We start from the raw sequence: 24289 nt of genomic DNA, 5'->3' as shown, positions 1-24289 counted from the left end.
ATGGCTAAACGTATTGGTTTGCTGGCGCTGTTTTGTTGTATAATGTATGCGGCGAACGCGCAGTCGCCTTTCCTGCAGCAGTTGATCAAGGATACACGGCCTGCTATTGTAAAGCGCGCCAACTGGGCTTTGCAGCAGGCGCCGCAAACCATTACGGCTTTTCATTGTGATCGTAGCGCGGGAGGTATACACGACTTTTATTCCGAAGGAGACTACTGGTGGCCGGACCCGGCGCATTTGGATAGTCCTTATATCCAGCGCGACGGACAATCCAACCCGGATAATTTTGTGGCGCACCGCCAGGCGATGATCCGGCTGAGTCGTGTGATGGGAGCGTTGACCGCGGGATATGTGGCTACCCGCGATCGTACCTATTTGCAGCATGCGCTGTTACATGCAAAAGCCTGGTTTGAAGAAGCAGCCACCCGCATGAATCCATCGTTGTTGTATGCGCAGGCCATAAAGGGCCGCGCAACGGGCCGTGGAATTGGTATTATTGATACCATTMACCTGATGGAAGTAGTGCAGGCATTGCGTATTATGGAAAAGGCGGGTGCTATTCCGCCGGCTGATCTGGCCGCTTTTAAGCAATGGTTCAGTGATTATCTGCAATGGCTTACCACGCATCCTTATGGCAAAGATGAAATGAATGCCGCCAACAACCATGGCACCTGTTGGGTGATGCAGGTAGCCGCATTTGCCCGTTTTGTGGAAGATAAAACGTTACTGAATTTCTGTATTGATCGTTATAAAACGGTGTTGCTGCCTTCGCAAATGGCCGATGACGGCAGCTTTCCACGGGAGTTGAAACGTACTAAACCATACGGCTACTCGCTGTTTAACCTGGACGCGATGAGTACATTGTGTCAACTACTGAGTACGAAAGAAAACAATCTGTGGCAGTACACCACGGAAAATGGTCGGAGTATCAGCAAGGGGATTGCGTTCCTGTCTCCCTATGTAAAAAACAAAAATAGCTGGCCTTACGCCCATGACGTCATGTATTGGAATAACTGGCCGGTAGCCCAGCCTTTCCTGCTTTTTGGCGCGGCTGCTTTACAACATACTGAATACTATCGTTTATGGCGCTCGCTGGATGCTGATCCCACGGAAGAAGAAGTACTGCGTAACCTGCCAGTAAGGAACCCAGTTATCTGGTTTTGAGTAGGTTAGAATTTACAATTTATTAAGATTCGGATGGCTGTTTTTATTAATATAATTAGTTAACTTTAGAGGACTATACACTATGTTTAAACTTTAGAGATATGAGTTGGATGGACGACTTGTATGTAATTTACCAGAAACTGGATGCCACCGGTTGTGAAGAGGTAAAACATAACATTTTAAAAGCCCAGATTGACGGCTGTAACAGAGGTGAAATTTACTTCCTGGTATTACAACAATTGATACGTATTAAAACAGACAAGGCGCCTGTGTATGAATTGATTAAAGGAGAAGTGGAGAGTATTATTCATTGTAGCAAAGGCCTATACCTGAACTAATTATTTTAATTCTTCTATCAGTTTCTGCACTTTAGGATAATTGGGGGCTCCGGGTGGAATTTTTAATAACCACTCCCGGCACTGCTGTTTGCGCCCTTCTTTCAGATAACTTAGTGCCAGGTAAAAGCTGGCTTCATTGCGCAGTTCGTTGCTGTTGTTGTATACAGCGAGCAGGTCTTTGCGTGCATCTTCCAGCCGGTTCTGATCAATTAATGCCACACCGCGGTAATAGCGGGCATACTGGTTGCCCGGATTGCTGGTCAGCGTATTATTCAGCAATACAATGGCTTCGTTGAAATGGCCGTGGTTGAATTGTTTAATGGCTTCTTCGGGTACACGAAGACTATCAATATCTGGTATCTGCATTTCTGTAGAGGCAAATTGCCGGTAGATATTTTTTCTCCACGGACTTACATACAGCAAAATGGCCATACCCGCGGCAATCAGCGCGGTAAGGATCACGTAATTGCGGATGGGGGTGGTGTAATTATCTTTCAGTGTATACCACGCGTTGCGGTGTGTAAACAGCAAGTGTTGCAGTTCATCCCGGTTGCTATCAATACATATTTTTTGCGACAGGAGTTGTCGTACTACATCAAATCTTTTTACCTGCTGATTCAGTAACGCATCTGTTTGAAGCCGGCTGGTAAAGGTTTTCCGGTCAGTCTCATTCATTTGTCCACTCAGGAAACGATCGGTATCCAGCAGGTCATTTTCTGACAGGCTGTTGGCTTTTAACTTCGTGTCGATATCTCTGAACAGGCTGCGATAGCAGGCAGCTCTGTGTGCGGGCAAATCCCCTACGGGAATATGGGTTTCGGCGGCAATGTCTTCCTGCAGGCATCCTTCAGTGAGCGACCACCGGAGTAGTTCTTTACATTCGTCGGATAAGGCGAGGTAGTAGTGATAGGCCATCCTTCTTTTTTCTCCTTCTTTCAGCACATCTTCCACATCCTGGATATCATCGCGGCTCATGGTAGAGAGTTCTTCGGCTTCCAGTCCGGGAATGCGTTGTCCGCGTCTTTCCAGTTCCTGTTCCCAGATACGTTTACAGAGGAGTTGAAGAAAGGGTTCGAAGTCGGTTACTTTGAGTGGGTGACGTCTGGCGAAGTAATAGATATCCATCAGGGCTTCTTCAAAGATATGTGCGGCATCTTTTACGTGACCGCTTTTTTGAAGGATAAACCGCTTTTCCTTGGAGGCAAACCGTTGGTAGATGCTTTCTATTACTGCTGGTGTATGGTGAAGCAATCCCTCAATATATTCCTGGTCGTTATGAATTAATGGTTCAGGTGACATACATATCGTTTTTGCCTTGTTCGTCTTTACTAAAAATATTAAACCTTGCGCAAGTGACCTAATTATTTATTCTGTATACAAATGCAGTGCCTATGCGGTGGAACTTGTAAGGAAGTTAAGTATCTTGCCGGATGTACCAGCTATAGCCGACAGTATCCATATAACATGTATAAACCGCCGCCAGATATCAGTGACCTGATATCACGATATATACAATCTCCGCAAGATCCGTTTTTACAGGAACAGGTGGCTGCATTGGCAGCTGCCGGACCTGAACAGGCGGCTTATGTGGAGAGCCGGTTGACGGGGTGGTTAAAGGAAGGTGCGCCTGTGCCGGTGGCTAATGTAGAGCGGTTAGTGCCTGTTTTAAGGGAGCCTCAGCCTCGTCGCTGGTCGCCTAAATGGGTGGCACTTATCATTGGTGGAATATTGATGCTTTGTGGCGTTATTTTTTACTGGTGGCAGCCGGCAGCTCACATGTTGCAATATGCCAATCATACTAACGGTATTGATACCCTTCAGCTGGCGAAGAGCAGCCGGGCTATAACCAACAAAGAAACCACTATCGCCTACGCGGCAAAGTTTGCCCTAACGCCGGAGCTACAGCTCCTTAACGGTGACGCCTATTTCGAAATTCATCAGCCGGAGCGTATTCGCATGCAGTTGGATCAGCACACCGTTTTATACACTGCCAATGCCATATTTGGTGTGCATAAAACGGCCACCATGTTCCAGGTATTGGTCGTAAAGGGAAAGGTAACCCTCGTGCCGGATAAGGGCAAGAAAGTGCAATTAACGGCCAATATGCAGGCAAAGCGGGAGTTGCATCACACGCTGCAAAAGAAAACGGTGAAAAGTCAGTCGCAGCTGGCCTGGAAAACCGGGCTGCTCAAGTTTCGCAATATTCCTTTAGAAGAGGTGTTGGATGCAGTAAATAGTTATTACGGTCTTGAAATACTGGTGCCACCATCTGCGGATGACCTGTATAAACGTCGGCTCACGGCAGATTTCGAACATCGGTCGGCAGATGAAACCCTGGGGATGTTGCGTAAAATGCTGCGTGTGCCGATCGTAAAAGACAGCGCTAATCGTTACTATGTAAGTATGAAATAACGGGGAGGGATTAGTCTATTTTTAAGCCTGCGTTTAATTTTTTCAGAATGGCTTTCAACTCCGCCACGCCATCTACTCCTATAATCTCTTCGTATAACGCCTGAGTTTCATCTACGCCGTCGTACACGTTGATCATAAATTCTTTGCCTTTTTCGGTGAGGAAAATGATGCTGGCGCGGTTATCGGTGTCGTGTTTACGGGTGCCGATATAGTTTTCTGCCACCAGGTTTTTCACCACTTTACTCATGGCTTGTTTGCTGATACGCGCTTTTCTGGCGAGGTCATTGTTGATGGTGCCTTGCGGATCTATATGCACCAACAGCGACATATCGCCCAATTTAAAATTCTGGTAGCCCCGTTGCTGAATCCTGTTGGTAACGCGCGTGTCGATATCTTTTTTGAAGAGGTTGATCAGCCGGGCAAGGCTATCTGGTCTTTTGGCCAGGCATGCCTCATATCTCGCATCTATAGTTGCGTTCATCGTATTGTAGGTTTGGTAAAGTGTACAGTTGATAAAATGTTATCCTGATGCAATGCTACAAAAAAGCATTGATTTTTTGAGATTATAAAAAGTGTTATAAAAAGAAAGACCCACCAACAAGGCGGGTCCTTTATATTTTAGTAGGTCAGTGTAATTTGTACGCGTAATCAGCCATTACGGTATGTGTTCAAATACGCTTTCTGCCCTGGTGTAGCATCTCAGTCCGACGATGGTATTGCTTATCCCCACCTTTACTCTTTGTGCAGACCTGATACTGGTAGACGTCAGTCAATCAGAGCCTAAAGCCCCCGCGATGCCCATTTCCAGGCCACGAAGCTCTGCCAGGCCGCGTAAACGGCCAATGGCGCTATAGCCAGGATTGGTTTTTTTATGGAGGTCATCCAGCATCTGGTGTCCATGATCCGGGCGCATTGGAATAGATACATTGCGGCGTTTCATGGTGACGAGGATATTTTTTACTACGGCAAACATGTCCACATCACCTTCCAGGTGGTTGGCTTCGTGGAAATTGCCCAACGCATCCCGTTGGGTGCTGCGCAGGTGAATAAAGTGGATATGATCGCCAAGGCGCTCTATCATGCCGGGTAAGTCGTTGTCGGCCCGTACGCCATAAGAGCCGGTGCAGAAGCAAAGGCCGTTGGCGGCATAAGGAGCGGCAATGAGCAGTTCCCGTGCATCCTGTTCGGTGCTCACAATACGTGGCAGCCCGAAAATTGGGAATGGAGGATCATCCGGGTGAATAGCCAGTTTTACACCGGCTTCATCTGCTACCGGCGCTATTTGCTGTAAGAAATAGAACAGGTGCAGTTTCAGTTGGGTGGCATCAATGCCTTTGTATTTATCCAGGGCTTCCTGAAACTGTTGCAGCGTAAAGCTTTCTTCAGATCCGGGAAGACCGGCAATAATATTTTTCTGTAGCAGGGTGCGTGCCTCTTCGCTCATGCTGTCGAAATGTTCTTTCGCACGGGCAATGTCGTCATCGCTGTAATCTTTGGCTGCATCTGGTCTTTGCAGCATGAACAAATCAAAAGCGATGAATGCGGCTTTTTCAAAGCGCAGTGCTTTGGAGCCGTCTTCCACGGTATAGGAAAGATCGGTGCGGGTCCAGTCCAGTACTGGCATAAAGTTGTACGTTACCGTACGAATATCACAGGCTGCCAGGTTACGCAAGGTTTGCTGGTAGTTGTTGATATATTCTCTAAAATTCCCACGTTGTGTTTTAATATCTTCATGCACCGGCACACTTTCTACCACTGACCAGGTAAGACCTGCCGCTTCGATGATGGCTTTTCGCTTTAATATATCTTCTCTCGTCCATACCGCGCCATTAGGTACATGGTGCAATGCTGTTACGATGCCAGTAGCGCCAGCCTGTTTTATATCAGACAAGCTAACCGGATCATTGGGCCCGTACCATCGCCATGTCTGTTCCATTCTCAGCATAATGCAAATACGTTTTGTAAATACAGAATTTCTAATTCCAAACCCCAAAAATATAATCTATCTACATAGATACAAACTTTGATTTTAAATTTCAGGCGTATCTGCCGTGATGAGCAGGATCATGAGGTCCATGACATTGGTTTGAGTAGGGCCTGTAACCATTATCCCGCCTGCTTTTGAGAAGAAATGAAAGGCGTCGTTGTTGTGCAAAAAACTATTTGCATCCAGTTGCTTGTTTTGGGCGTTTTGCATCGTAGCCGCATCTACGATAGCGCCGGCTGCATCGGTAGGCCCGTCGCTGCCATCGGTGCCTCCGCTTAAAAAAGTGATATGGGGATGGTTGGCCAAAGCAATACCAGCCGCCAGAGCCAACTGCTGATTACGGCCACCAAGGCCGTTTCCCGTGATTGTTACGGTAGTTTCTCCACCTGCTAATAAACAGGCTGGCAGTGGTCCGTGATAATCGAGCCCTGTTTGTACCAGTTGCTGCGCCACTGCGTGTACATCTCCCGTAATAGTATCAGATAACAGCACCGGATGATAACCCAGCTCTCCGGCCTTTGTGGCAGCGGCTTCCAGCGCAATACGGTTAGTGCCCACCAGGTAGTTATGCGTATGTTTGAAATGGAGATCTCCTGGTTTGGGTGTTTCCGGTACGTTTCCGGCTACCCCATTTTCGATATGTTGCAGTAATGCGGGCGCTATTTTTTCCGGTAAATGATACTGCCGGAGTAACTGCAGGGTATCCGCAAAGGTAGACGGGTCGGGCACGGTAGGGCCGGAGCCTATCACACTCAGGTCGTCGCCCACTACATCACTCAGGATAAGGGTACATAACGTGGCCGGATATATGCTTTTGGCCAGCTGTCCGCCTTTGATGGCTGATAAGTGTTTACGGACCACATTCATTTCGCGGATATCTGCGCCGCTGTTGAGCAAAGCGGCAAACAACTGCTGCACCTCCGGCAGGGTACTGCCAGCCGGAACATCGGCCAGCAGGGCGGAAGCGCCGCCAGACAGGAGGAAAATCACCAGGTCTTGCGGTTGCACCTGCGCCGTAATGGCTTGTAGTTTAACGGAAGCGGCTACACTATTTTCATCGGGCACCGGATGCCCCGCCTCCAGCAGGGTAAGCTGCTGTAACGGCAACGCATGTCCGTATTTGGTGATCACCACGCCCTGTAGCGGAAAATGGGGAAGGAGCAACTGCTCCAGTTCCTGTGCCATTGCGGCGGCAGCTTTGCCCGCTCCCAGTACCCAAACACGGGCATGTTCCGGGATCAGGTATTCATCTCCGGAAATATTTATTATACGGGTAGCCGGCAGCACCTGTACATTTTTTCGCATCAGCTCCTGCGGATGTACCGCTGCCGCGGCGTGTAAAAATATATGGCGGATATCAGTCGTGGTCATATGCCTAAAAATAAAAAAGCAGTGAGAAGACTCACTGCTTATCCATTTAAAAATAAGTTATTTATTGTTGCGGGGCGGCATTTTTCGTTTGTTTTTTCAGCCGCTTCTTTTCCATTTTCTGTTCAAGATGCTCTTTTTTATTCATCTCCCAGTTGTTCCACTTCTTATACTGTGTGGCGGTAAAAACGGTTTTAAAGCGCTGGCTACGTTCGGAGTCCAATGCTTTAAACTGTGTCATCCGCTCTTTTTGTGTAAGGGAAGGATTGTTTTTTACGGCATCTCTCCGGCGCACAATGTCTTCATTGATCTCATACGTTTTTTGGGACTGCTCTTTATTCAGCCCTATTTTATGAGAAATTTTATCAGTGATTTTATCGGCCCTTCCTTCCACGCTCCAGCGGCCTTTTATATCAGTACTATCCTTGGTTTGCGCGAAGGCGGAGGTAGTGATCACTGCCAGCAAACAGATGCGCAGTACTTGTGTATAGATAGAAAAAAAATGCATAGTCAGCAAGTATTATCGATTTAAAACAAACTTAGTATCTAATCCCCTGTCAAATTATCCCTTTTTCGTGTGAATCCAAAATTTTAGAACCGGCTACCATTCATAAAAAATATCGTGTTTTGTTAACGTCCGCCTCAATGATTTACTACATTTAGCGAATCAACTAAATCTGTACCGAAAAATTAAAGATTTACATGAAAAGAGCTTTTGAGAAACCCGCGATGGCATTGCTGTCACGATGCTTAACCCATGCCCTGCACCGGTATCGCAGCCAGTTGGTGTTGCTGGCCTTGCTGGGAACAGGTACTTACGCCAGTGCACAGGAGACTTTTCCTGTGAACGGTATCGCAGATCCCCGGGAAGGATGTTTCGCGTTCACACATGCTACCATTGTAAAAGATGCGCAAACCACCCTGCAAAACGCCACCCTCGTTATCCGGGATGGAAAAATTATTGCGGCGGATGCAACTGCTGTTATTCCTAAAGATGCCGTGGTATTGGATTGTAAGGGGAAATACATCTATCCTTCCTTTGTAGATATCTTTAGCAGCTATGGATTGTCGGAAGCCAAAAGCGGCGGCTCTTCCTGGAATGCACCACCTCAGTTTTTGTCTAACACCAAAGGGGCATACGGCTGGAATCAGGCTATCCGGAGTGAGGTAAATGCGGTGGATTTGTTTACGGGAGATGATGGTAAAGCGGCCCCATTACGGGAAGCCGGTTTTGGAACGGTGCTCACCCAGCAACCGGATGGTATCGCCCGTGGTACGGCCGCCCTGGTAACGCTGGCAACGGTGAGAGACAACAAAGCCATCATCCGGGAGAAAGCGGCTGCCACCTATTCTTTCGATAAAGGCACTTCTACACAGAATTATCCTAACTCCCTGATGGGCTGTATTGCCCTGCTACGTCAAACTTACCTGGATGCCCAATGGTACAAATCCCAGCCCGCAAAGGAAGGGGTAAACCTCAGCCTGCAGGCATGGAACGCTAATCAGCAGCTACCACAGGTGTTTGAAGCCGCAGATAAATGGGATGTACTCCGCGCCGATAAAATAGGAGATGAATTTGGTGTACAATATATCATCAAAGCCGGTGGCAACGAATACCAGCGCATCCCTGAAATGGTGGCCACCAAAGCCACTTTCATTTTGCCCCTGAACTTCCCCGGCGCCATCGACATGGAAGATCCCGCTGATGCCCGCTTTGTATCACTGTCAGACATGAAACACTGGGAAATGGCTCCCTCCGAAGCCGGCGCTTTTGAAAAAGCCAATATCCCTTTCTGTTTAACAGCTGCTGATTTGAAAGATGTGAAACAATTTATGGCCAATGTTCGCAAAGCGATTGCCTATGGCCTCAGCGAACAAAAAGCCCTCGAAGCATTGACTAAAACGCCGGCCACCCTGTTGAAAGCATACGACAAAGTAGGGAGCCTGGAAGCTGGTAAACTCGCTAACTTCCTCATCACCTCCGGTCCTGTGTTCAGCGATAAAACGGTCCTGTATCAAAACTGGGTACAAGGCAACCGTTACATCATCAAAGGTGACGGATGGAATGATATCCGCGGTATCTATACCGTTACACTCACGCCAGGTAACAGCTACAGCCTGGAAGTAAGAGGTACTCCCAGTGCTCCGCTGTTGTCTGTACTACAAAAAGATACCTTGCCCGGCCGCATCGATGTAAATGAGAAACTGGTGTCGATGTCTTTGCCACTGACTAAAAGCAGCAAAAGCAGCATTCGTCTCAGCGGTATCATCAGCGGTAACAGCTGGACCGGCACGGGCGTTGATACCAGCGGCAACCTGGTGAAATGGTCGGCGGTATTTGTGAGTAATGCCACAGAAAAAACGGAAGCAATTAAGAAAGAACCTGCTCCGGCAATCGGTTCCCTCTTATATCCGTTTAACGGCTATGGCTGGGAGAAACTGCCTAAACAGGAAGACCTGCTTATCAAAAACGCTACTGTTTGGACCAACGAAAAAGAAGGTAAACTCGAGAATACCGATGTGTTATTACGCAATGGAAAAATTGCACAGATCGGAAAAAATCTCTCCGCCGGCAATGCCCGCGTGATTGATGGTACCGGCAAACATCTGTCTGCCGGCATTATCGACGAACACTCGCATATCGCCATCAGCAAGGGCGTCAACGAATCCTCGCAGTCGGTCACCGCTGAGGTACGGATTGCCGACGTATTGAATCCCGATGATGTGAATATCTACCGTCAACTCAGTGGTGGCGTCATTGCTTCCCATTTATTACATGGTAGTGCCAACGCTATTGGTGGGCAGTCGCAGCTGATTAAACTGCGTTGGGGCCAGAACGCAGAAGACCTGAAAGTCGCCAATTGGGACCCTTTCATCAAATTCGCGCTGGGCGAAAACGTGAAGCAATCCAACTGGGGCGAGCGGAACACCGTACGTTTTCCACAAACGAGGATGGGTGTAGAGCAGATTTATATAGATGCGTTTACCCGTGCCCGTGACTATGAAAAGCAAGGCCCCGGCAAACGCCGCGATCTTGAACTGGATGCGCTGGCAGAGATTTTACACCAGCAACGTTTCATTACCTGTCACTCTTATGTACAAAGTGAAATCAATATGCTCATGCATGTGGCAGATAGTTTCCACTTCCGCGTGAATACTTTCACACATATCCTTGAAGGATATAAGGTAGCCGATAAAATGAAAGCCCATGGCGCCGGTGCCGGTACGTTCGCCGACTGGTGGGCTTATAAAATGGAAGTACAGGATGCTATTCCTTACAACGCGGCCATCATGCATAACGTAGGGGTAGTAACCGCCATCAACTCAGATGACGCGGAAATGGCCCGCCGCCTGAATCAGGAGGCCGCCAAAACCATCCGCTATGGCGGTGTAAGCGAGGAGGAGGCCCTGAAAATGGTGACCATCAATCCCGCTAAACTGCTGCATGTGGATAACCGCATGGGCAGCATCAAAGTAGGAAAAGACGCCGACGTAGTATTGTGGAGCGGTAACCCATTGAGCATATATGCCAAAGCAGAGAAAACCATTGTAGATGGTATCGTGGAATTTGACCGCGATAATGATTTACTGCTGCGTAAACGCATCGCCGCAGAACGTAACCGTCTCACTCAGCTGCTGCTGTCAGAAAAGAAGAAAGGTACCCCTACCCAAAAGGCAGCTTTTGTGGCAGATGAAATGTACCACTGTGAAGACTTACAGGGCGGACACCAGCAAGCCATTGGCTATTAATTATTAAAAGCTACACGCAAAATGCAAACAGCGATGAAACGACATTTAATTTTATTAGGCCTGGCCATGGGAGTACATACCGCCTATGCACAGGAAACTATATCCCCGGCGCTGCCACAGGACAAGCCGGTTTATCTTACCAATGCCACTATCCACATAGGCAATGGGGAGGTGATTAACAATGGTACCATTGCCTTCAGCAAAGGAAAAATTACTGCGGTAGGTAATAATGTGCCTGCAGGTGGTAGCGACGCCACCATTGTAGATCTGAAAGGACAGCATGTATATCCCGGTATTATTGCGCCGGAATCCAAACTGGGACTGGTGGAGTTTGAAAGCGTCCGCGCTACTATTGATGCGCGGGAAGTAGGCGAAATCAACCCTTCTGTGCGCTCCATTATTGCCTATAATGCGGATTCAAAAGTGATCAATACACTGCGCTCCAATGGTATACTGCTGGCACAGGTAACGCCGGAAGGCGGCCTTATCAGCGGTACTTCTTCGGTAGTACAACTGGATGCGTGGAACTGGGAAGATGCAGCGTATAAAACAGATAATGCCTTACATTTTTATATGCCCAGTTTGCTGCCCGTGGCCAGTAGTGGCCGTGGTAGCGCTTCTTCTACGGATCGCCTGAAAGCAGCCATGGACCAGATTGAACACGTGAGGGCTTTTTTCCGTGATGCCCGTGCTTATCAGCAGGAATCAAAGCATGCCGCCACCAACCTGAAGTTTGAGGCGATGCGCCAATTGTTTACCCGGGAACAAAAGCTGTTTATTCACTGTGATCTGGTAAAGGAAATGCTTATCGCCATTGACTTTGCAAAGGAATTTAATCTGGATATGGCCATTGTAGGTGGTAGCGATGCCTGGCTCATTGCCGACATCCTGAAGCAAAATAATGTGCCGGTTGTATTGACGCAGCCACACAGCCTGCCTATCATGCAAGATGATGATGTAGATCAGCCCTATAAAACTGCGGCCCAGCTGCAAAAAGCCGGTGTACTGTTTTGCCTGAGCAACGATGGTTTCTGGCAGCAGCGTAACCTTGGCTATGAAGCTGGTACGGCGGCCACTTATGGCCTCAGCAAAGAAGAAGCGCTTGCTGCGATGACTTTGAATGCTGCTAAAATATTAGGCATTGATAAAACTACCGGCTCCCTGGAAGCAGGCAAAGATGCTAATATTGCTATTAGCGCCGGCGATATCATGGATATGAAATCCAGCGTTATCAGCAAAGCCTTTATTCAGGGTCGGGAAATTAACCTGGATAATAAGCAGAAGCAGTTGTATGAGAAATATGAAAAGAAGTATGGACTAAAATAATATGGGGTGTAAGTATAAAAGGAAAAGGCCTCCGCTGATGCGGGGGCCTTTCTTTTATGGGTAAGATTTATACCGTTTGTACAACGATATATGTTTTTCCTTTTTGTAAAAGAATATATTTATCCCTCAGTAAATGTTCGGCATTTACCATCATATCAATGCCGGGGACTTTTACTTTATTAACGCTTACACCACCGCCTTGCACCATTTTGCGTGCTTCGCTTTTGCTGGGGAGTAAACCACTTTCAGCAGCCAGGCTCACAATGTCTTTACCAGCTTCAATTTCTGCTCTGGAAATATCATACTTCTGGATGTTGTTGAGCAAATCCGTCAGATCCTCTTCAGAGAGGGAAGATAATATCGCAGCGGTATCCTTATTGAATAAAACAGAAGATGCTTCTACGGCAAAGTTGTAGCTTTCCTCGCCATGAATGAAGGTAGTAACCTCTTTGGCCAGGCGCTTTTGTAACAGTCGCTGTCCGGCATCCTGCCTGTGTTGTGCAATCAGCTCTTCTATTTCGGCTTGTTCCATGAAGGTGAAGATGCGGATATAGCTTTCGGCATCCTCATCAGTTGTTCTGAACCAGAACTGGTAGAACGCATAAGGAGAGGTGCGTTTTGCATCCAGCCATACGGTACCGGATTCGGTTTTGCCGAATTTGGTGCCATCCGCTTTCTTAATCAGCGGGCAGGTGAAAGCGAAAGCTTCGCCGCGGGCTTTGCGGCGTACCAGCTCAGTACCGGTAACAATGTTACCCCACTGATCGGAGCCACCCATCTGCAGTTTACAGTTTTTAGCCGTATATAAATGATAGAAATCGTAACCCTGTATCAGTTGATAGGTGAATTCCGTGAAAGACATCCCGTTGTCGCCTTCAATTCTCTTTTTCACAGAATCTTTGGCCATCATATAGTTGACGGTGATGTGTTTACCGGTATCGCGAATAAAATCGAGGAAGGAAATGTGTTGGAACCAGTCGAAGTTATTCACCATTTCTGCCGCATTCGGTTGGGCAGGATCAAAGTCGAGGAAGCGTTCCAGCTGTGCTTTGATACCATTTACATTTTTTTGCAGGGTATCCAGGTCCAGCATTTTTCTTTCTTCCGCTTTAAAGGAGGGGTCGCCTACCATACCGGTAGCGCCGCCCACCAGCGCGAGGGGCTTATGTCCTGCCTTTTGCAGGTGCACCAGCAGCAGAATAGGCACCAGGCTCCCGATGTGCAACGACTCCGCAGTAGGGTCAAAACCAATATATGCAGTGGTCATTTCCTTTTGCAGTTGCTCTTCCGTGCCAGGCATCATATCCTGTAGCATACCCCGCCAGCGCAGTTCTTCTATCAGATTCATGATTTTAATAACAATTTTTGCAAACCTACATAAAATTCACAGGATTCACCCATTTTAAGGCGGTCCGGTCAGATCTGGCGATATCTGCGTAACTTTATAACAACAGCCCTGTAGCTGATTCATCCATCCAGCGTTAATTCATCCGGTAACTATTCCTCATCTCCCCCAAAACTCCTTGTTTTATGAAACGCTTATTACTGATTGTCATGGTTTGCTGTGGTAGTATCCCCGCACTGGCACAGGATTGCAAAGGTTTTTATTACCTGCTCAACAATGCAGAAATTGAAATGACGGTTTATGATGCCAGTGGTGCGGCCACCGGCAAAACTATTTACAAGGTAAATAATGTGCATAATGACGGCAGCGGCCTTGTTTCTGACTTCTCCAATACATTTTATGATAAGAACAATAAGCAGGTAACCAATGGTAGCGGACATTTCAAATGCAGTGGTAGCAGCGCAGCAATAGATATGAAAATGAGTATTCCGGCTATGCCCAATGCCACGGAGACTAAGATTGAAGGTAAAAGTAATGCGGCTTTTCTCGATTATCCGGCGCATATGACAGTAGGGCAGGAGCTGCCCGGAGGGTCTTATGAAATGAAAAGCGCGGTGAAAGGCATGGAAATGGTGTTCCGTTATACGATCAGCAACCGGAAAGTAACCGGTAGGGAAACTGTTACTACGGCGGCCGGCAGCTGGAATTGCTATGTCATTAACTACGACCTGGATTTCCAGATGACGATGATGAATAAAGTGGTGCCCAGGAAGTTTAGTGCTACGGAGTGGTTTGCACCTGGTTTTGGTCCGGTTAAATCGGCCTCTTTTATGGAGGGGAAAAAGGTAGGAGGAACGCTGATTACGGGGCTAAAGAAATAATTTGCGGGCATGAAAAAAGGCTGATTAAAAGAAAGTACCACATAGGTATCCGTCTCTTTAATCAGCCTTTCCGGTATATTATGATATATTTTTCAGGCATTTCGCTAAACTGTCTCTCCAGTAAGGAACAGTGATACCGAACGTGCTTTTAATTTTTTCCTTGTTTAATACGCTGTATGCCGGGCGTTTTGCAGCAGTTTTGTATTTGTCTGATGTAACCGGTAAAATGGCAGTAGTAGCGTTGGTCATTTCTTTAATGGCTAGCGAAAAGTCGTACCAGCTGGCCACTCCCTCGTTACTATAGTGATATACACCGCCAATAGCCGTATCCTGATGAAGTGTTTTGTATTGGAGGATATCCAGGATGGCAGTAGCCAGATCGCCGGCATAAGTAGGGGTGCCTATCTGATCAAAAACCACGTTTAATTCCGTTTTTTCCTGCATCAGCTCTTTCATGCGTTTGGCGAAATTGACACCATATTCAGCGTAAAGCCAGGAGGTACGGATCACGATGGTGTTTTCATTATAGCCCATTGCGGCTGCTTCTCCCCGTACTTTAGAGGCGCCATAAATGCCTTGCGGATCGGTGTCGTCCGTTTCTGTATAGGGCAGATATTGTTTGCCACTGAATACGTAGTCGGTAGAAATATGTACCAGTTGCGCATTGTGTTGTGAGCAGATTTCGGCGAGACTGATTACGGCCTGGAAGTTCAGCAAAAACGCATTGTCTTCATCTTCTTCGGCTTTATCTACTGCAGTATAAGCGGCACAGTTAATGCAGGCATCAATTTGTTGGGCCGCAAAGTACGCAGCAAGTGCATCTGCATTCGTGATGTCCAGGTCCTGAGAATCCGTGAATAACAGGTTGAATTGCGGGTATGCTCCGGCAATTTTTTGCAGAGATTGACCCAGTTGACCGTTTCCGCCGGTAACAAGAATATTTTTCATAGCAAATGATCAGCTGTTAAAAATGAAATTATGTTGTACGTCTGCCAGTGTAGGTAGTATCAGATCTTTTTCAGAAACGATGGCATCTTTAAGATCAATGCCCCAGTCGATATTCAATGCGGGGTCATTGTAAATAATACCACCTTCGCTGCCTTTTTGGTAGAAGTTATCACATTTGTACATCACTTCTGCGGTTTCGCTGATAACAGCATAACCATGTGCAAATCCTTTAGGAACCAGCAACTGCAGTTTGTTGGCCGCAGTTAATTCGATGGCAAAAGATTTACCGTAAGTAGGAGAGCCTTTACGGATATCTACTACCGCGTCAATAATAGCGCCTTCCAGTACACGTATTAGCTTGGTTTGTGCATATGGTTCCAGCTGATAGTGTAATCCTCTTAATACACCGTAGGTAGAGCGTGCCTGGTTGTCCTGCACAAATTGGTAAGTGACACCTTCTGCGCTGAAAGTATTGGCGTTATAGCTCTCGAAAAAATAGCCACGATGATCGCCGTGTACTTTGGGCTCATAAATTAAAAGCCCTGGTATTCCGGTTTGTTGAAAGCCCATAGATAATGATGTTAGCAATTGGTTGTTAGCTTTTAGCCATTAGCCAATGATAGGCTAACAGCTAAAAGCTAATGGTTAATTGCTATCTTTTTTGATATTGTTCGTTATAATATTTCTGGTATTCTCCGCTGGTAACATTGTTCAGCCAGCTTTCATTTTCCAGGTACCAATCTACTGTTTTTTCCAGTCCTTCTTCAAATTGGAGAGACGGTTCCCAACCCAATTCCTTATTGAGTTTGGTAGCATCTATGGCATAACGGAGATCATGTCCTGCACGGTCTTTTACATAGGTAATGAGTTGTGCAGAAGTGCCTTCCGGACGTCCCAGCTTTTGATCCATGATTTTACACAGCAGCTGAATAAGGTCAATATTTTTCCATTCGTTGAAGCCGCCTACATTGTAGGTTTCCCCGATTTTACCATGATGGAAAATAGTATCGATTGCTCTGGCATGATCATTTACATATAGCCAGTCGCGTACATTTTCTCCTTTACCATACACCGGCACTGGCTTATTATTTTTGATATTGTGTATCGCCAGTGGAATTAGTTTCTCTGGAAAATGATGAGAACCATAATTATTAGAGCAGTTAGAAATCACTGCCGGTAAGTGATACGTGTGATGATAAGCCATCACAAAGTGATCTGAACTGGCTTTTGAAGCGGAATACGGTGAACGGGGATCATAGGCAGTTGTTTCCAGGAAAAATCCTTCTTCTCCCAAAGATCCGTATACTTCATCAGTAGATACATGGTAGAATAATTTTCCATCCATCTTATCTTTCCAATGTTTCCGGRCATTATTCAACAATACAGCGGTGCCTAATACATTTGTTTTAATAAATGCCAGCGGGTCCATGATAGAACGATCTACATGGCTTTCTGCTGCGAGGTGAATAACACCGTCGAACTGATATTTAGTAAAAAGCGCATCAATAAAAGTTTCCTCTGTGATATCTCCCTTCTCGAAAATATAGTTAGGTTTATCTTTTACATCAGTCAGGTTCTCCAGGTTCCCTGCGTAGGTAAGTGCATCCAGGTTTACGATCTGGTAGTCCGGATATTTATTTACGAACAACCGTACTACATGTGAACCAATGAACCCGGCCCCGCCGGTAATCAATAGTTTCCGCTTCATTCCAGCTAAGATTTAATTTATTTTAATAACGCCTTTTTAAAGTACTCGTAAGTGATCTTTAAACCTTCCTGCCTGCTTACTTTCGGCTCCCATCCCAGCAGCGTACGGGCTTTGGTAATGTCTGGCTGACGCTGTTTAGGATCATCTTTTGGTAACGGATGGTAAACGATTTTCTGTTTGGTTCCGGTTAAAGCAATGATTTCTTCTGCAAATTGGTTCAGGGTAATTTCCTGAGGATTACCAATATTTACAGGCAGATGGTAATCGCTTAATAATAAGCGGTAGATACCTTCTACGAGATCATCTACATAGCAGAAAGAGCGTGTCTGGCTACCATCGCCAAATACAGTCAGATCCTGTCCATTCAATGCCTGGCTCATAAATGCTGGTAAAGCACGGCCGTCATCGAGTCGCATGCGTGGACCATAAGTATTGAAAATACGTATGATGCGGGTATCTACGCCATGGAAATTGTGATAAGCCATGGTGATAGATTCCAGGAATCTTTTGGCTTCGTCATATACGCCTCTTGGCCCTACAGGGTTTACATTGCCCCAGTATTCTTCTGGTTGAGGGTGTACGTTAGGATCGCCATATACTTCTGAAGTAGAAGCCACGAGGATACGGGCTTTCTTCTCTTTAGCCAAACCGAGCAGGTTGTGGGTACCCAATGAACCTACTTTCAATGTTTGAATAGGCATTTTCAGGTAATCAATTGGGCTGGCCGGAGAAGCGAAGTTGAGTATATAGTCCAGTTTTCCTGGAATATGTACAAACTTGGTTACATCATGGTGGTAATATTCAAAATCGGGCAGCGGAAAAAGATGCTCGATGTTTTTGATATTGCCTGTGAGCAGGTTATCCATGGCTATTACATGGTAACCTTCTTTTATAAAGCGGTCGCAAAGGTGAGAACCGAGAAATCCGGCCGCACCAGCAATGAGAATTCTTTTCTTTTCCATATATGGGTGTAAGTTATTAAAGAGTAACAGGCATACGTCCAACACTTTCGTAATGATAGCCTAATTCTTTCATACGCGTTACTTCAAAAAGATTTCTACCATCAAAGATAGCGTGGTGCTTTAAGCTGGCGGAAATTTTATGGAAGTCCGGTGTTCTGAATACGCTCCATTCAGTAGCAATAATCAGGGCATCTGCATTTTCCAGGCAGGTGTACTGATGTTCTGCATAGGTGATTTTATCTCCCATTATCTGTTTTACATTATTCATGGCTTCCGGATCAAAAACGCTTACAGTAGCTCCTGCTGCCAGTAGGGCGTCAATGATATATAAAGCGGGCGCTTCGCGGATATCATCCGTATTAGGTTTAAACGCAAGACCCCACAGTGCAAAATGCTTTCCGGTAAGGTCGTTGTTAAAGAATGCCTTTATCTTAGGTAATAAAAAGAGTTTTTGTTTCTCGTTTACATCCATTACAGCATTCAGTATTTTAAACTCGTACTGCGCATCTTCGGAAGATTTCACCAGTGCCTGCACATCTTTAGGAAAACAGCTACCACCATATCCTATACCAGGGAACAGGAAGCGTTTTCCAATACGGTCATCACTACCAATACCTCTGCGTACCATGTCAACATCTGCACCCAGTTTTTCACATAGTACCGCAATTTCATTMATGAAGGAAATTTTGGTCGCCAGGAAAGAGTTAGCTGCATACTTGGTGAGTTCTGCAGATTTTTCATCCATGAACAATATCGGATTTCCTTGTCTTACGAAAGGAGCATACAGTTCTCCCATTACCTTACGCGCTCTTTCAGAATTTGTTCCGATGACTACTCTATCTGGTTTCATAAAGTCATCTACCGCAACTCCTTCCCGTAAAAATTCGGGGTTGGATACTACGTCAAACGGTGTACGGCAATTCTGTGAAATGGCAGCAATCACTTTTTCAGCAGTACCTACAGGTACCGTGCTTTTGTCTACAATTACTTTGTAGTCAGTCATGATTTTACCCAGGTGGGTAGCTACATTGAGTACGAAGGAAAGGTCTGCTGCACCATCAGCTCCCGGAGGAGTAGGTAATGCAAGGAAAATTACTTCTGCATCTTTAATACCTTCTTCCAGACTGGTAGTGAAAAACAAACGTTCTTCTTTCAGGTTTCTTTCAAATAACTTTTCCAGCCCTGGTTCATAGATAGTAATTTGACCAGCGGAAAGTTTATTTACCTTATTTGCATCAATGTCTACACATGTGACGTCATTTCCTGTTTCTGCGAAACAAGTGCCGGTTACGAGTCCTACATAACCGGTTCCTACTACTGTAATCTTCATGCGGGGGTGTTGTTTAAAAATGATTTAACGGACTGGATAATGTGTTCCAGTTGATCGGCATCCATTTCAGTGTGTATTGGCAAGGAAATCACCTTGGTGGTTAGGTTATCTGTTACAGGGAGATTAAAGGACGCGCCACCGAAATGCTCGAACATCTTTTGACGGTGACCGGGAACAGGATAGTAAATCATTGCTGGTACCCCTTTGGAGGACAGGTACTGTTGCAATTCATTTCTGTCTGCTCCGTTTAATTGAAGCGTATATTGATGAAATACATGATAACTGTTGGGAGCGCGGTAAGGCGTTGTAATTTGTGGTATATCAGCGAATGCAGCGTCATAAGCATCAGCTACAGCACGACGGGCATTGATGTATTCATCCAGCAATGGCAATTTGATATTTAATACCGCTGCCTGTACGGAATCCAAACGGGAGTTGCAACCTACTACATCATGATAGTAGCKGGCAGACTGGCCGTGATTGGCTACCATACGGAGTTGTGCGGCAATAGCATCGTCGTTGGTAAAGATAGCGCCACCATCACCATAGCAGCCCAGGTTTTTGGAAGGGAAGAAAGAAGTACAGCCAATATGACCAATAGTACCCGCTTTCTTTTTAGTGCCATCTGCAAATGTATAATCCGCACCAATCGCCTGTGCGTTGTCTTCCACCACAAACAGGTTGTGTTTGGCCGCCAGCGCCATCAATGGTTCCATATCTGCCACATGACCATACAGGTGCACAGGCACTATTGCCTTGGTTTTAGGCGTAATCGCTTTTTCTACCGCCGCAATGTCCAGGCAATACGTTTTGGGGTCTACGTCCACAAAAACAGGTTTCAGATGTAAGAGTGCAATCACTTCTGCCGTAGCAATAAAAGTAAAAGAAGGAGTGATTACTTCATCGCCGGGTTGCAGGCCGAGTGCCATCATGGCAATTTGAAGCGCATCAGTTCCGTTGGCGCAGGGAATCACATGCTTGGCGCCCAGGTACGATTGTAAAGCCCCCGCAAATTGTTGTACAGCACCACCATTAATAAAAGCGGTACTTTCCAATACTTCCTCGATGGCAGCATCTACCTGGGATTTAATCTTCGTATACTGGCGTTTCAAGTCCACCATCTGAATAGGAACCATATGATCGTATATTTTTATTTTGTTTAAAGTGTGCAAATTTACAAATTTTGCGAATGGCTGGGGATTATCTTTGCATTTAGTTGAAAATTAGGTAAAAGTACGCAGGCGAATGATAGCAAAAGGAATTTATAACGCAGGGCTTCAATTATATAAAGCAGGGGTGCAGCTGGCAGCTATGGCCGGCAAAGCCAAAGCACAACACTGGCTTCAGGGCCGGAAGGATTGGGCAACCCGTATGCGTCAGGCTGGTGTAGGCGCCCAGCCGGTGGTATGGATACACGCAGCCTCCCTGGGTGAATTTGAACAGGGAAGACCCGTGCTGGAGGCCATTCGCGCCACCTGGCCCTCGTATAAAATACTACTGACTTTTTTTTCACCCTCCGGCTACGAAGTCCGGAAAGATTATAAAGGCGCCGATTTTGTATTTTATCTCCCCCTGGACACCCGGCGCAATGCCCGGGAATTTCTGGATATTGCACAGCCCGCGTTGGCCATCTTTATAAAATATGAATTCTGGTATCATTACCTCACGGCCTTGTATACACGAAATATCCCCACTTTACTGGTATCCGGTATTTTCMGTCCCGACCAGGTATTTTTTAAAGGCTATGGTGGCATGTTCCGTGGTTTGCTACAGCAGTTGACCCATATCTTCGTACAAAATGATGTCTCGCTGGAACTACTGCAAGGCATTGGTCTGCATAACAGCAGCATCAGTGGAGATACCCGTTTCGACCGGGTTTCCGCCCTTTTATCGGAACAAACCAGCCTGCCCGCTATCACCGCCTTTGCAGATGGGAAAAGGTTAGTGGTAGCCGGAAGCACCTGGCCGGAAGATGAAAAGGTATTGAGTGAGTGGTGGAAAGAAAACGAAGTACCGGATGTGAAGCTGGTCATTGCCCCGCATGAAATTCATGAAACACATATACAGGCCATCCTTGCACTGTTTCCCGATGCGGCGAGGTATTCCACCCTGCAACAGCCGACCACGGCCAATGTACTGATTATCGACAATATTGGCATGCTGACGACTTTATACCGCTATGCCAGCATCGCCTATGTGGGCGGAGGCTTTGGGAAAGATGGTATTCATAACATCCTGGAACCGGCTGCCTACAGCAAACCCGTGATTATTGGGCCGGAGTTTAGCAAATATTTTGAGGCGGTTGAACTGGTGAAGGCTAAAGGGGCTTTGGTGGTGAACAATGATCAGCAGCTTCATTCCAATATGGATTGGCTCCTGACAGATCTCCGGGAGTATAACGAAGTAGCTGCCATAGCAGGAGCCTATGTAGCCGCCAATACAGGGGCTACACAAAAAATCATACATTATATTCAGGAGAACCGCTTCTTAAGCAGAGAATAGAAGTGTTGCACCAGGTGGTGATCATCCTGCCAGCCCTGTATAATTTTTATTTCACGCTGTATCCAGTAATCTGCTTCCTGCAGGTTACCACATTCGTTGATGGTTTTAATGGAGCGCTCATAGAGGTCCCGGTCTCCACGGAACAGTTCCTGGATAAACTGGTATTTATCGTTGATACCAATGGCTGCCCGGAGATCCTGTATAGGCATATCTCCCAGCTTCTGGGCTACTTCTACCTGCTGTTGACGCAAGCGGTCATTTAACGACAGACCATTATTGCCAGCCAGTTCGTTCAGGTCTTTTTTCAATTCCGGGCTAGGCGTATCCGTGTGCCCGTTAGTAGCGGGGACATCATCGAAAAGCGTGGCTGGTTTAGGCTTTTCCGCAGCTGGCTGTGAAGCAGCCAGTGTGGGAATAGGTTGCGCAATGACTACCGGTGTTGGTTTGGGAGGTACCAGGTCGGCCGCGGGTGGTACCGCAGCTGCTACCGGCTCAGGGGTGGCAGGAGGCGGAACAGGTTCCGTGGTTACCGGCTGAGGGGGAGCATCTTGTGCTTTTGCTGCACGGCTGTTAATGTCTTCTGAAGGAATAATATTATTGATGGTATTGGCTGTATCGAGCCTGGCAGCGCGGCTATTGATATCTTCCGCCTCCTGCCGGGTATTATCCGGAACAGGTGGGGCGATAACCGGACTTTCTGCTTTGGCAGCTATTTCTGGAGCAGTGGGCAGTGGCTTTTCAGCTACTGATGGCTCAGGCGTTTTATTTGGTGGTAATGTTGTAGTTTGCGCCGCGGTTGTTACGTGTACGGTGTCTGTTGCCGTGGATTGTTGCGGCATAATAACGGCGATGTTACCCTGGGTCGACTGCACCCGTTGTTGATGTTGCTTGTTACGTGCATGCAACACTTCCGCCTGTAGCAATTGTACATAATAGGACAATGTGGACAGGTCCGCGCCGGAATTCTTTAATTCCTGTAGTTTTTCAATTAATGCATTAATCTTTTCCATGCCTTAATTGTTAACGGGTGAATGATAGAAATTATTTTATTTTCATAAAATTAGAATATTTTAATTAATTAATAATCAAATTAGTATAATATGTTTATTGAACCTTCTCTTGCAGGAGGACGGAGGGGCTGGATTGAAGTAATTTGCGGCTCTATGTTTTCGGGAAAAACCGAGGAACTGATCCGCCGGCTAAAACGGGTGCGTATCGCCAATTTGAAAGTGGAGATCTTTAAACCAGCTGTAGATACCCGTTATGATGAAGGCAGCATTACTTCTCATGATGAAAACAAAATAGTATCCACTCCGATAGAAAACTCCCAGCAAATATTGCTGTTGGCGCAAGATGTAGATGTAGTGGGCATTGATGAGGCACAATTCTTCGACGACGAATTACCCAATGTATGTGATCAGCTGGCATTACGTGGTGTTCGCGTGATCATCGCCGGGCTGGACATGGATTTTACCGGCAAACCCTTTGGGCAGATGCCTTTCCTGTTGGCCAAAGCGGATTATATTACCAAGCTCCATGCGATTTGTGTAAAGTGTGGGCATATTGCCAACTATTCTTATCGTAAGTCTGCTTCCAAAGAAACGTTGTTGTTGGGGGAAAAAGATTTGTACGAGCCAAGATGCCGGCATTGTTATTATGAAGAGCATTAGCCATAGAAAATAAAGTATAAAGCTATTGAGGCGAATGATGAAAGCGGAATATTCGCGCTGATCATTCGCCTCAATAGCTTTATGCTTTATGCTTTCCGCACTTTAAATGTAAATTTCTTCTGGGTAAGATAGCTGAAAATCACTACCAAAGCGGTGGTACATATTTTTCCTACGGTAGGGAAGAAGTGTAACTGATCCACAAACAGCTTCATCAGCACATAGTTCAGTACGATGCAAATGCCCACCAGTACGAAATAACGGAATAATTGTACCCGTCCACGCAGGTTAGAGTCTGAGAATACCACATATTTGCTTAACAGGAAGCCGGTAGGGAAAGTAACCGCCATCGACATAAACAGGGCGGCAATATGCGCACTCATATTGAAAAACACCAGATGTACCATCTGTTGGTGTAAGACAAAATTGTAACAAACAAAGTACAGGAAGATGTCCAATGCGGTATTACCCCCACCACAGGCCAGGTAGCGGAAGGTTTGCCAGGGCACTACCTTTGAAAAAGGCTGGTAGAAGAATTCCAGGATTTGTATAATGATGTTACGTAGCATATTAAAAATTGGCGCAAAGTTATACGTTTTCC

22 protein-coding genes are annotated in these 24289 nt (G+C 46.3%); 8 read left to right on the top strand and 14 right to left on the bottom strand.

Annotated features, from left to right (window positions below):
• Complete coding sequence (locus AC1DFM_RS06710) at nt 1-1164, top strand: alginate lyase family protein (protein ID WP_477075926.1); 1164 nt, start codon at nt 1-3, stop codon at nt 1162-1164.
• Nucleotides 1165-1265: 101 nt separating this feature from the next.
• A complete protein-coding gene (locus tag AC1DFM_RS06705) occupies nt 1266-1502 on the top strand; it encodes a hypothetical protein (protein ID WP_477075925.1) in 237 nt (78 codons plus the stop codon).
• On the opposite strand, the gene AC1DFM_RS06700 is transcribed toward AC1DFM_RS06705, so the two are convergent.
• Nucleotides 1503-2801, bottom strand: a complete 1299-nt coding sequence (locus AC1DFM_RS06700) for a tetratricopeptide repeat protein (protein ID WP_477075924.1) — start codon at nt 2799-2801, stop codon at nt 1503-1505. It abuts the gene before it with no gap.
• A gap of 165 nt (nt 2802-2966) precedes the next feature.
• Here AC1DFM_RS06700 and AC1DFM_RS06695 point away from each other — a divergent pair, with 165 nt between their 5' ends.
• Nucleotides 2967-3914 carry a FecR family protein gene (locus AC1DFM_RS06695; RefSeq protein WP_477075923.1) on the top strand — a complete coding sequence of 316 codons (948 nt, stop codon included), beginning with the start codon at nt 2967-2969 and terminating at the stop codon, nt 3912-3914.
• Nucleotides 3915-3924: 10 nt separating this feature from the next.
• Here the strand turns inward: AC1DFM_RS06695 and AC1DFM_RS06690 are convergent, their stop codons facing one another.
• The 4 genes from AC1DFM_RS06690 to AC1DFM_RS06675 form a co-directional block, all read right to left on the bottom strand.
• Complete coding sequence (locus AC1DFM_RS06690; RefSeq protein WP_477075922.1) at nt 3925-4395, bottom strand: MarR family winged helix-turn-helix transcriptional regulator; 471 nt, start codon at nt 4393-4395, stop codon at nt 3925-3927.
• A 288-nt stretch (nt 4396-4683) separates the two neighbouring features.
• The gene (uxuA, locus tag AC1DFM_RS06685) at nt 4684-5859 is read right to left on the bottom strand and encodes a mannonate dehydratase (RefSeq protein WP_477075921.1); all 1176 of its coding nucleotides are present in this window, start codon (nt 5857-5859) and stop codon (nt 4684-4686) included.
• Between the two features lie 84 nt (nt 5860-5943).
• Nucleotides 5944-7272: a glycerate kinase type-2 family protein gene (locus tag AC1DFM_RS06680; RefSeq protein WP_477075920.1), complete on the bottom strand. Its 1329-nt coding sequence runs from the start codon at nt 7270-7272 to the stop codon at nt 5944-5946.
• Between the two features lie 61 nt (nt 7273-7333).
• Nucleotides 7334-7777, bottom strand: coding sequence for a hypothetical protein (locus AC1DFM_RS06675; RefSeq protein WP_477075919.1), 444 nt, complete (start codon nt 7775-7777; stop codon nt 7334-7336).
• Between the two features lie 194 nt (nt 7778-7971).
• Between AC1DFM_RS06675 and AC1DFM_RS06670 the strand changes: the two genes are divergently transcribed.
• Both AC1DFM_RS06670 and AC1DFM_RS06665 read left to right on the top strand, forming a co-directional pair.
• Entirely contained in the window at nt 7972-11019 is a 3048-nt protein-coding gene (locus AC1DFM_RS06670) for an amidohydrolase family protein (RefSeq protein ID WP_477075918.1), read from the top strand.
• Between the two features lie 33 nt (nt 11020-11052).
• Complete coding sequence (locus tag AC1DFM_RS06665) at nt 11053-12345, top strand: amidohydrolase family protein (RefSeq protein ID WP_477075917.1); 1293 nt, start codon at nt 11053-11055, stop codon at nt 12343-12345.
• Nucleotides 12346-12412: 67 nt separating this feature from the next.
• Here AC1DFM_RS06665 and tyrS read toward each other — a convergent pair whose 3' ends face one another.
• Nucleotides 12413-13693: a tyrosine--tRNA ligase gene (tyrS, locus tag AC1DFM_RS06660; RefSeq protein ID WP_477075916.1), complete on the bottom strand. Its 1281-nt coding sequence runs from the start codon at nt 13691-13693 to the stop codon at nt 12413-12415.
• A 182-nt stretch (nt 13694-13875) separates the two neighbouring features.
• On the opposite strand from tyrS, the gene AC1DFM_RS06655 reads away from it, so the two are divergent.
• Nucleotides 13876-14571 (top strand): TapB family protein, encoded by a 696-nt coding sequence (locus AC1DFM_RS06655; RefSeq protein ID WP_477075915.1) that lies wholly within the window; start codon nt 13876-13878, stop codon nt 14569-14571.
• 78 nt (nt 14572-14649) lie between these two features.
• Here the strand turns inward: AC1DFM_RS06655 and rfbD are convergent, their stop codons facing one another.
• The 6 genes from rfbD to AC1DFM_RS06625 all read right to left on the bottom strand — a co-directional run bounded on the left by rfbD (nt 14650) and on the right by AC1DFM_RS06625 (nt 20655).
• Nucleotides 14650-15519 (bottom strand): dTDP-4-dehydrorhamnose reductase, encoded by an 870-nt coding sequence (gene rfbD, locus AC1DFM_RS06650; RefSeq protein ID WP_477075914.1) that lies wholly within the window; start codon nt 15517-15519, stop codon nt 14650-14652.
• A 9-nt stretch (nt 15520-15528) separates the two neighbouring features.
• Entirely contained in the window at nt 15529-16089 is a 561-nt protein-coding gene (rfbC, locus tag AC1DFM_RS06645) for a dTDP-4-dehydrorhamnose 3,5-epimerase (RefSeq protein WP_477075913.1), read from the bottom strand.
• Nucleotides 16090-16171: 82 nt separating this feature from the next.
• Entirely contained in the window at nt 16172-17227 is a 1056-nt protein-coding gene (rfbB, locus tag AC1DFM_RS06640) for a dTDP-glucose 4,6-dehydratase (protein WP_477075912.1), read from the bottom strand.
• 17 nt (nt 17228-17244) lie between these two features.
• Nucleotides 17245-18189: a UDP-glucuronic acid decarboxylase family protein gene (locus AC1DFM_RS06635; protein WP_477075911.1), complete on the bottom strand. Its 945-nt coding sequence runs from the start codon at nt 18187-18189 to the stop codon at nt 17245-17247.
• A gap of 16 nt (nt 18190-18205) precedes the next feature.
• Entirely contained in the window at nt 18206-19519 is a 1314-nt protein-coding gene (locus AC1DFM_RS06630) for a UDP-glucose dehydrogenase family protein (RefSeq protein WP_477075910.1), read from the bottom strand.
• A complete protein-coding gene (locus AC1DFM_RS06625) occupies nt 19516-20655 on the bottom strand; it encodes a DegT/DnrJ/EryC1/StrS family aminotransferase (RefSeq protein ID WP_477075909.1) in 1140 nt (379 codons plus the stop codon). Before AC1DFM_RS06625 ends, AC1DFM_RS06630 begins: the two co-directional genes overlap by 4 nt.
• Before the next feature lie 109 nt (nt 20656-20764).
• Between AC1DFM_RS06625 and AC1DFM_RS06620 the strand changes: the two genes are divergently transcribed.
• Complete coding sequence (locus AC1DFM_RS06620) at nt 20765-22021, top strand: 3-deoxy-D-manno-octulosonic acid transferase (protein ID WP_477075908.1); 1257 nt, start codon at nt 20765-20767, stop codon at nt 22019-22021.
• Here AC1DFM_RS06620 and AC1DFM_RS06615 read toward each other — a convergent pair.
• The gene (locus AC1DFM_RS06615) at nt 21991-23031 is read right to left on the bottom strand and encodes a hypothetical protein (protein ID WP_477075907.1); all 1041 of its coding nucleotides are present in this window, start codon (nt 23029-23031) and stop codon (nt 21991-21993) included. The two genes, AC1DFM_RS06620 and AC1DFM_RS06615, sit on opposite strands and share 31 nt — an antisense overlap.
• 90 nt (nt 23032-23121) lie before the next feature.
• On the opposite strand from AC1DFM_RS06615, the gene AC1DFM_RS06610 reads away from it, so the two are divergent.
• On the top strand, nt 23122-23691 hold the full coding sequence (locus AC1DFM_RS06610) for a thymidine kinase (protein WP_477075906.1): 570 nt from the start codon (nt 23122-23124) through the stop codon (nt 23689-23691).
• Nucleotides 23692-23777: 86 nt separating this feature from the next.
• Here the strand turns inward: AC1DFM_RS06610 and AC1DFM_RS06605 are convergent, their stop codons facing one another.
• On the bottom strand, nt 23778-24257 hold the full coding sequence (locus AC1DFM_RS06605; RefSeq protein WP_477075905.1) for a GtrA family protein: 480 nt from the start codon (nt 24255-24257) through the stop codon (nt 23778-23780).
• Between the last annotated feature and the right edge of the window lie 32 nt (nt 24258-24289).

The sequence above is a fragment of the Chitinophaga sp. 05T412 genome, from assembly GCF_056396465.1.
Note: the sequence above shows the minus strand (reverse complement) of the source record. Positions and strands in the feature narration are given on the sequence as shown.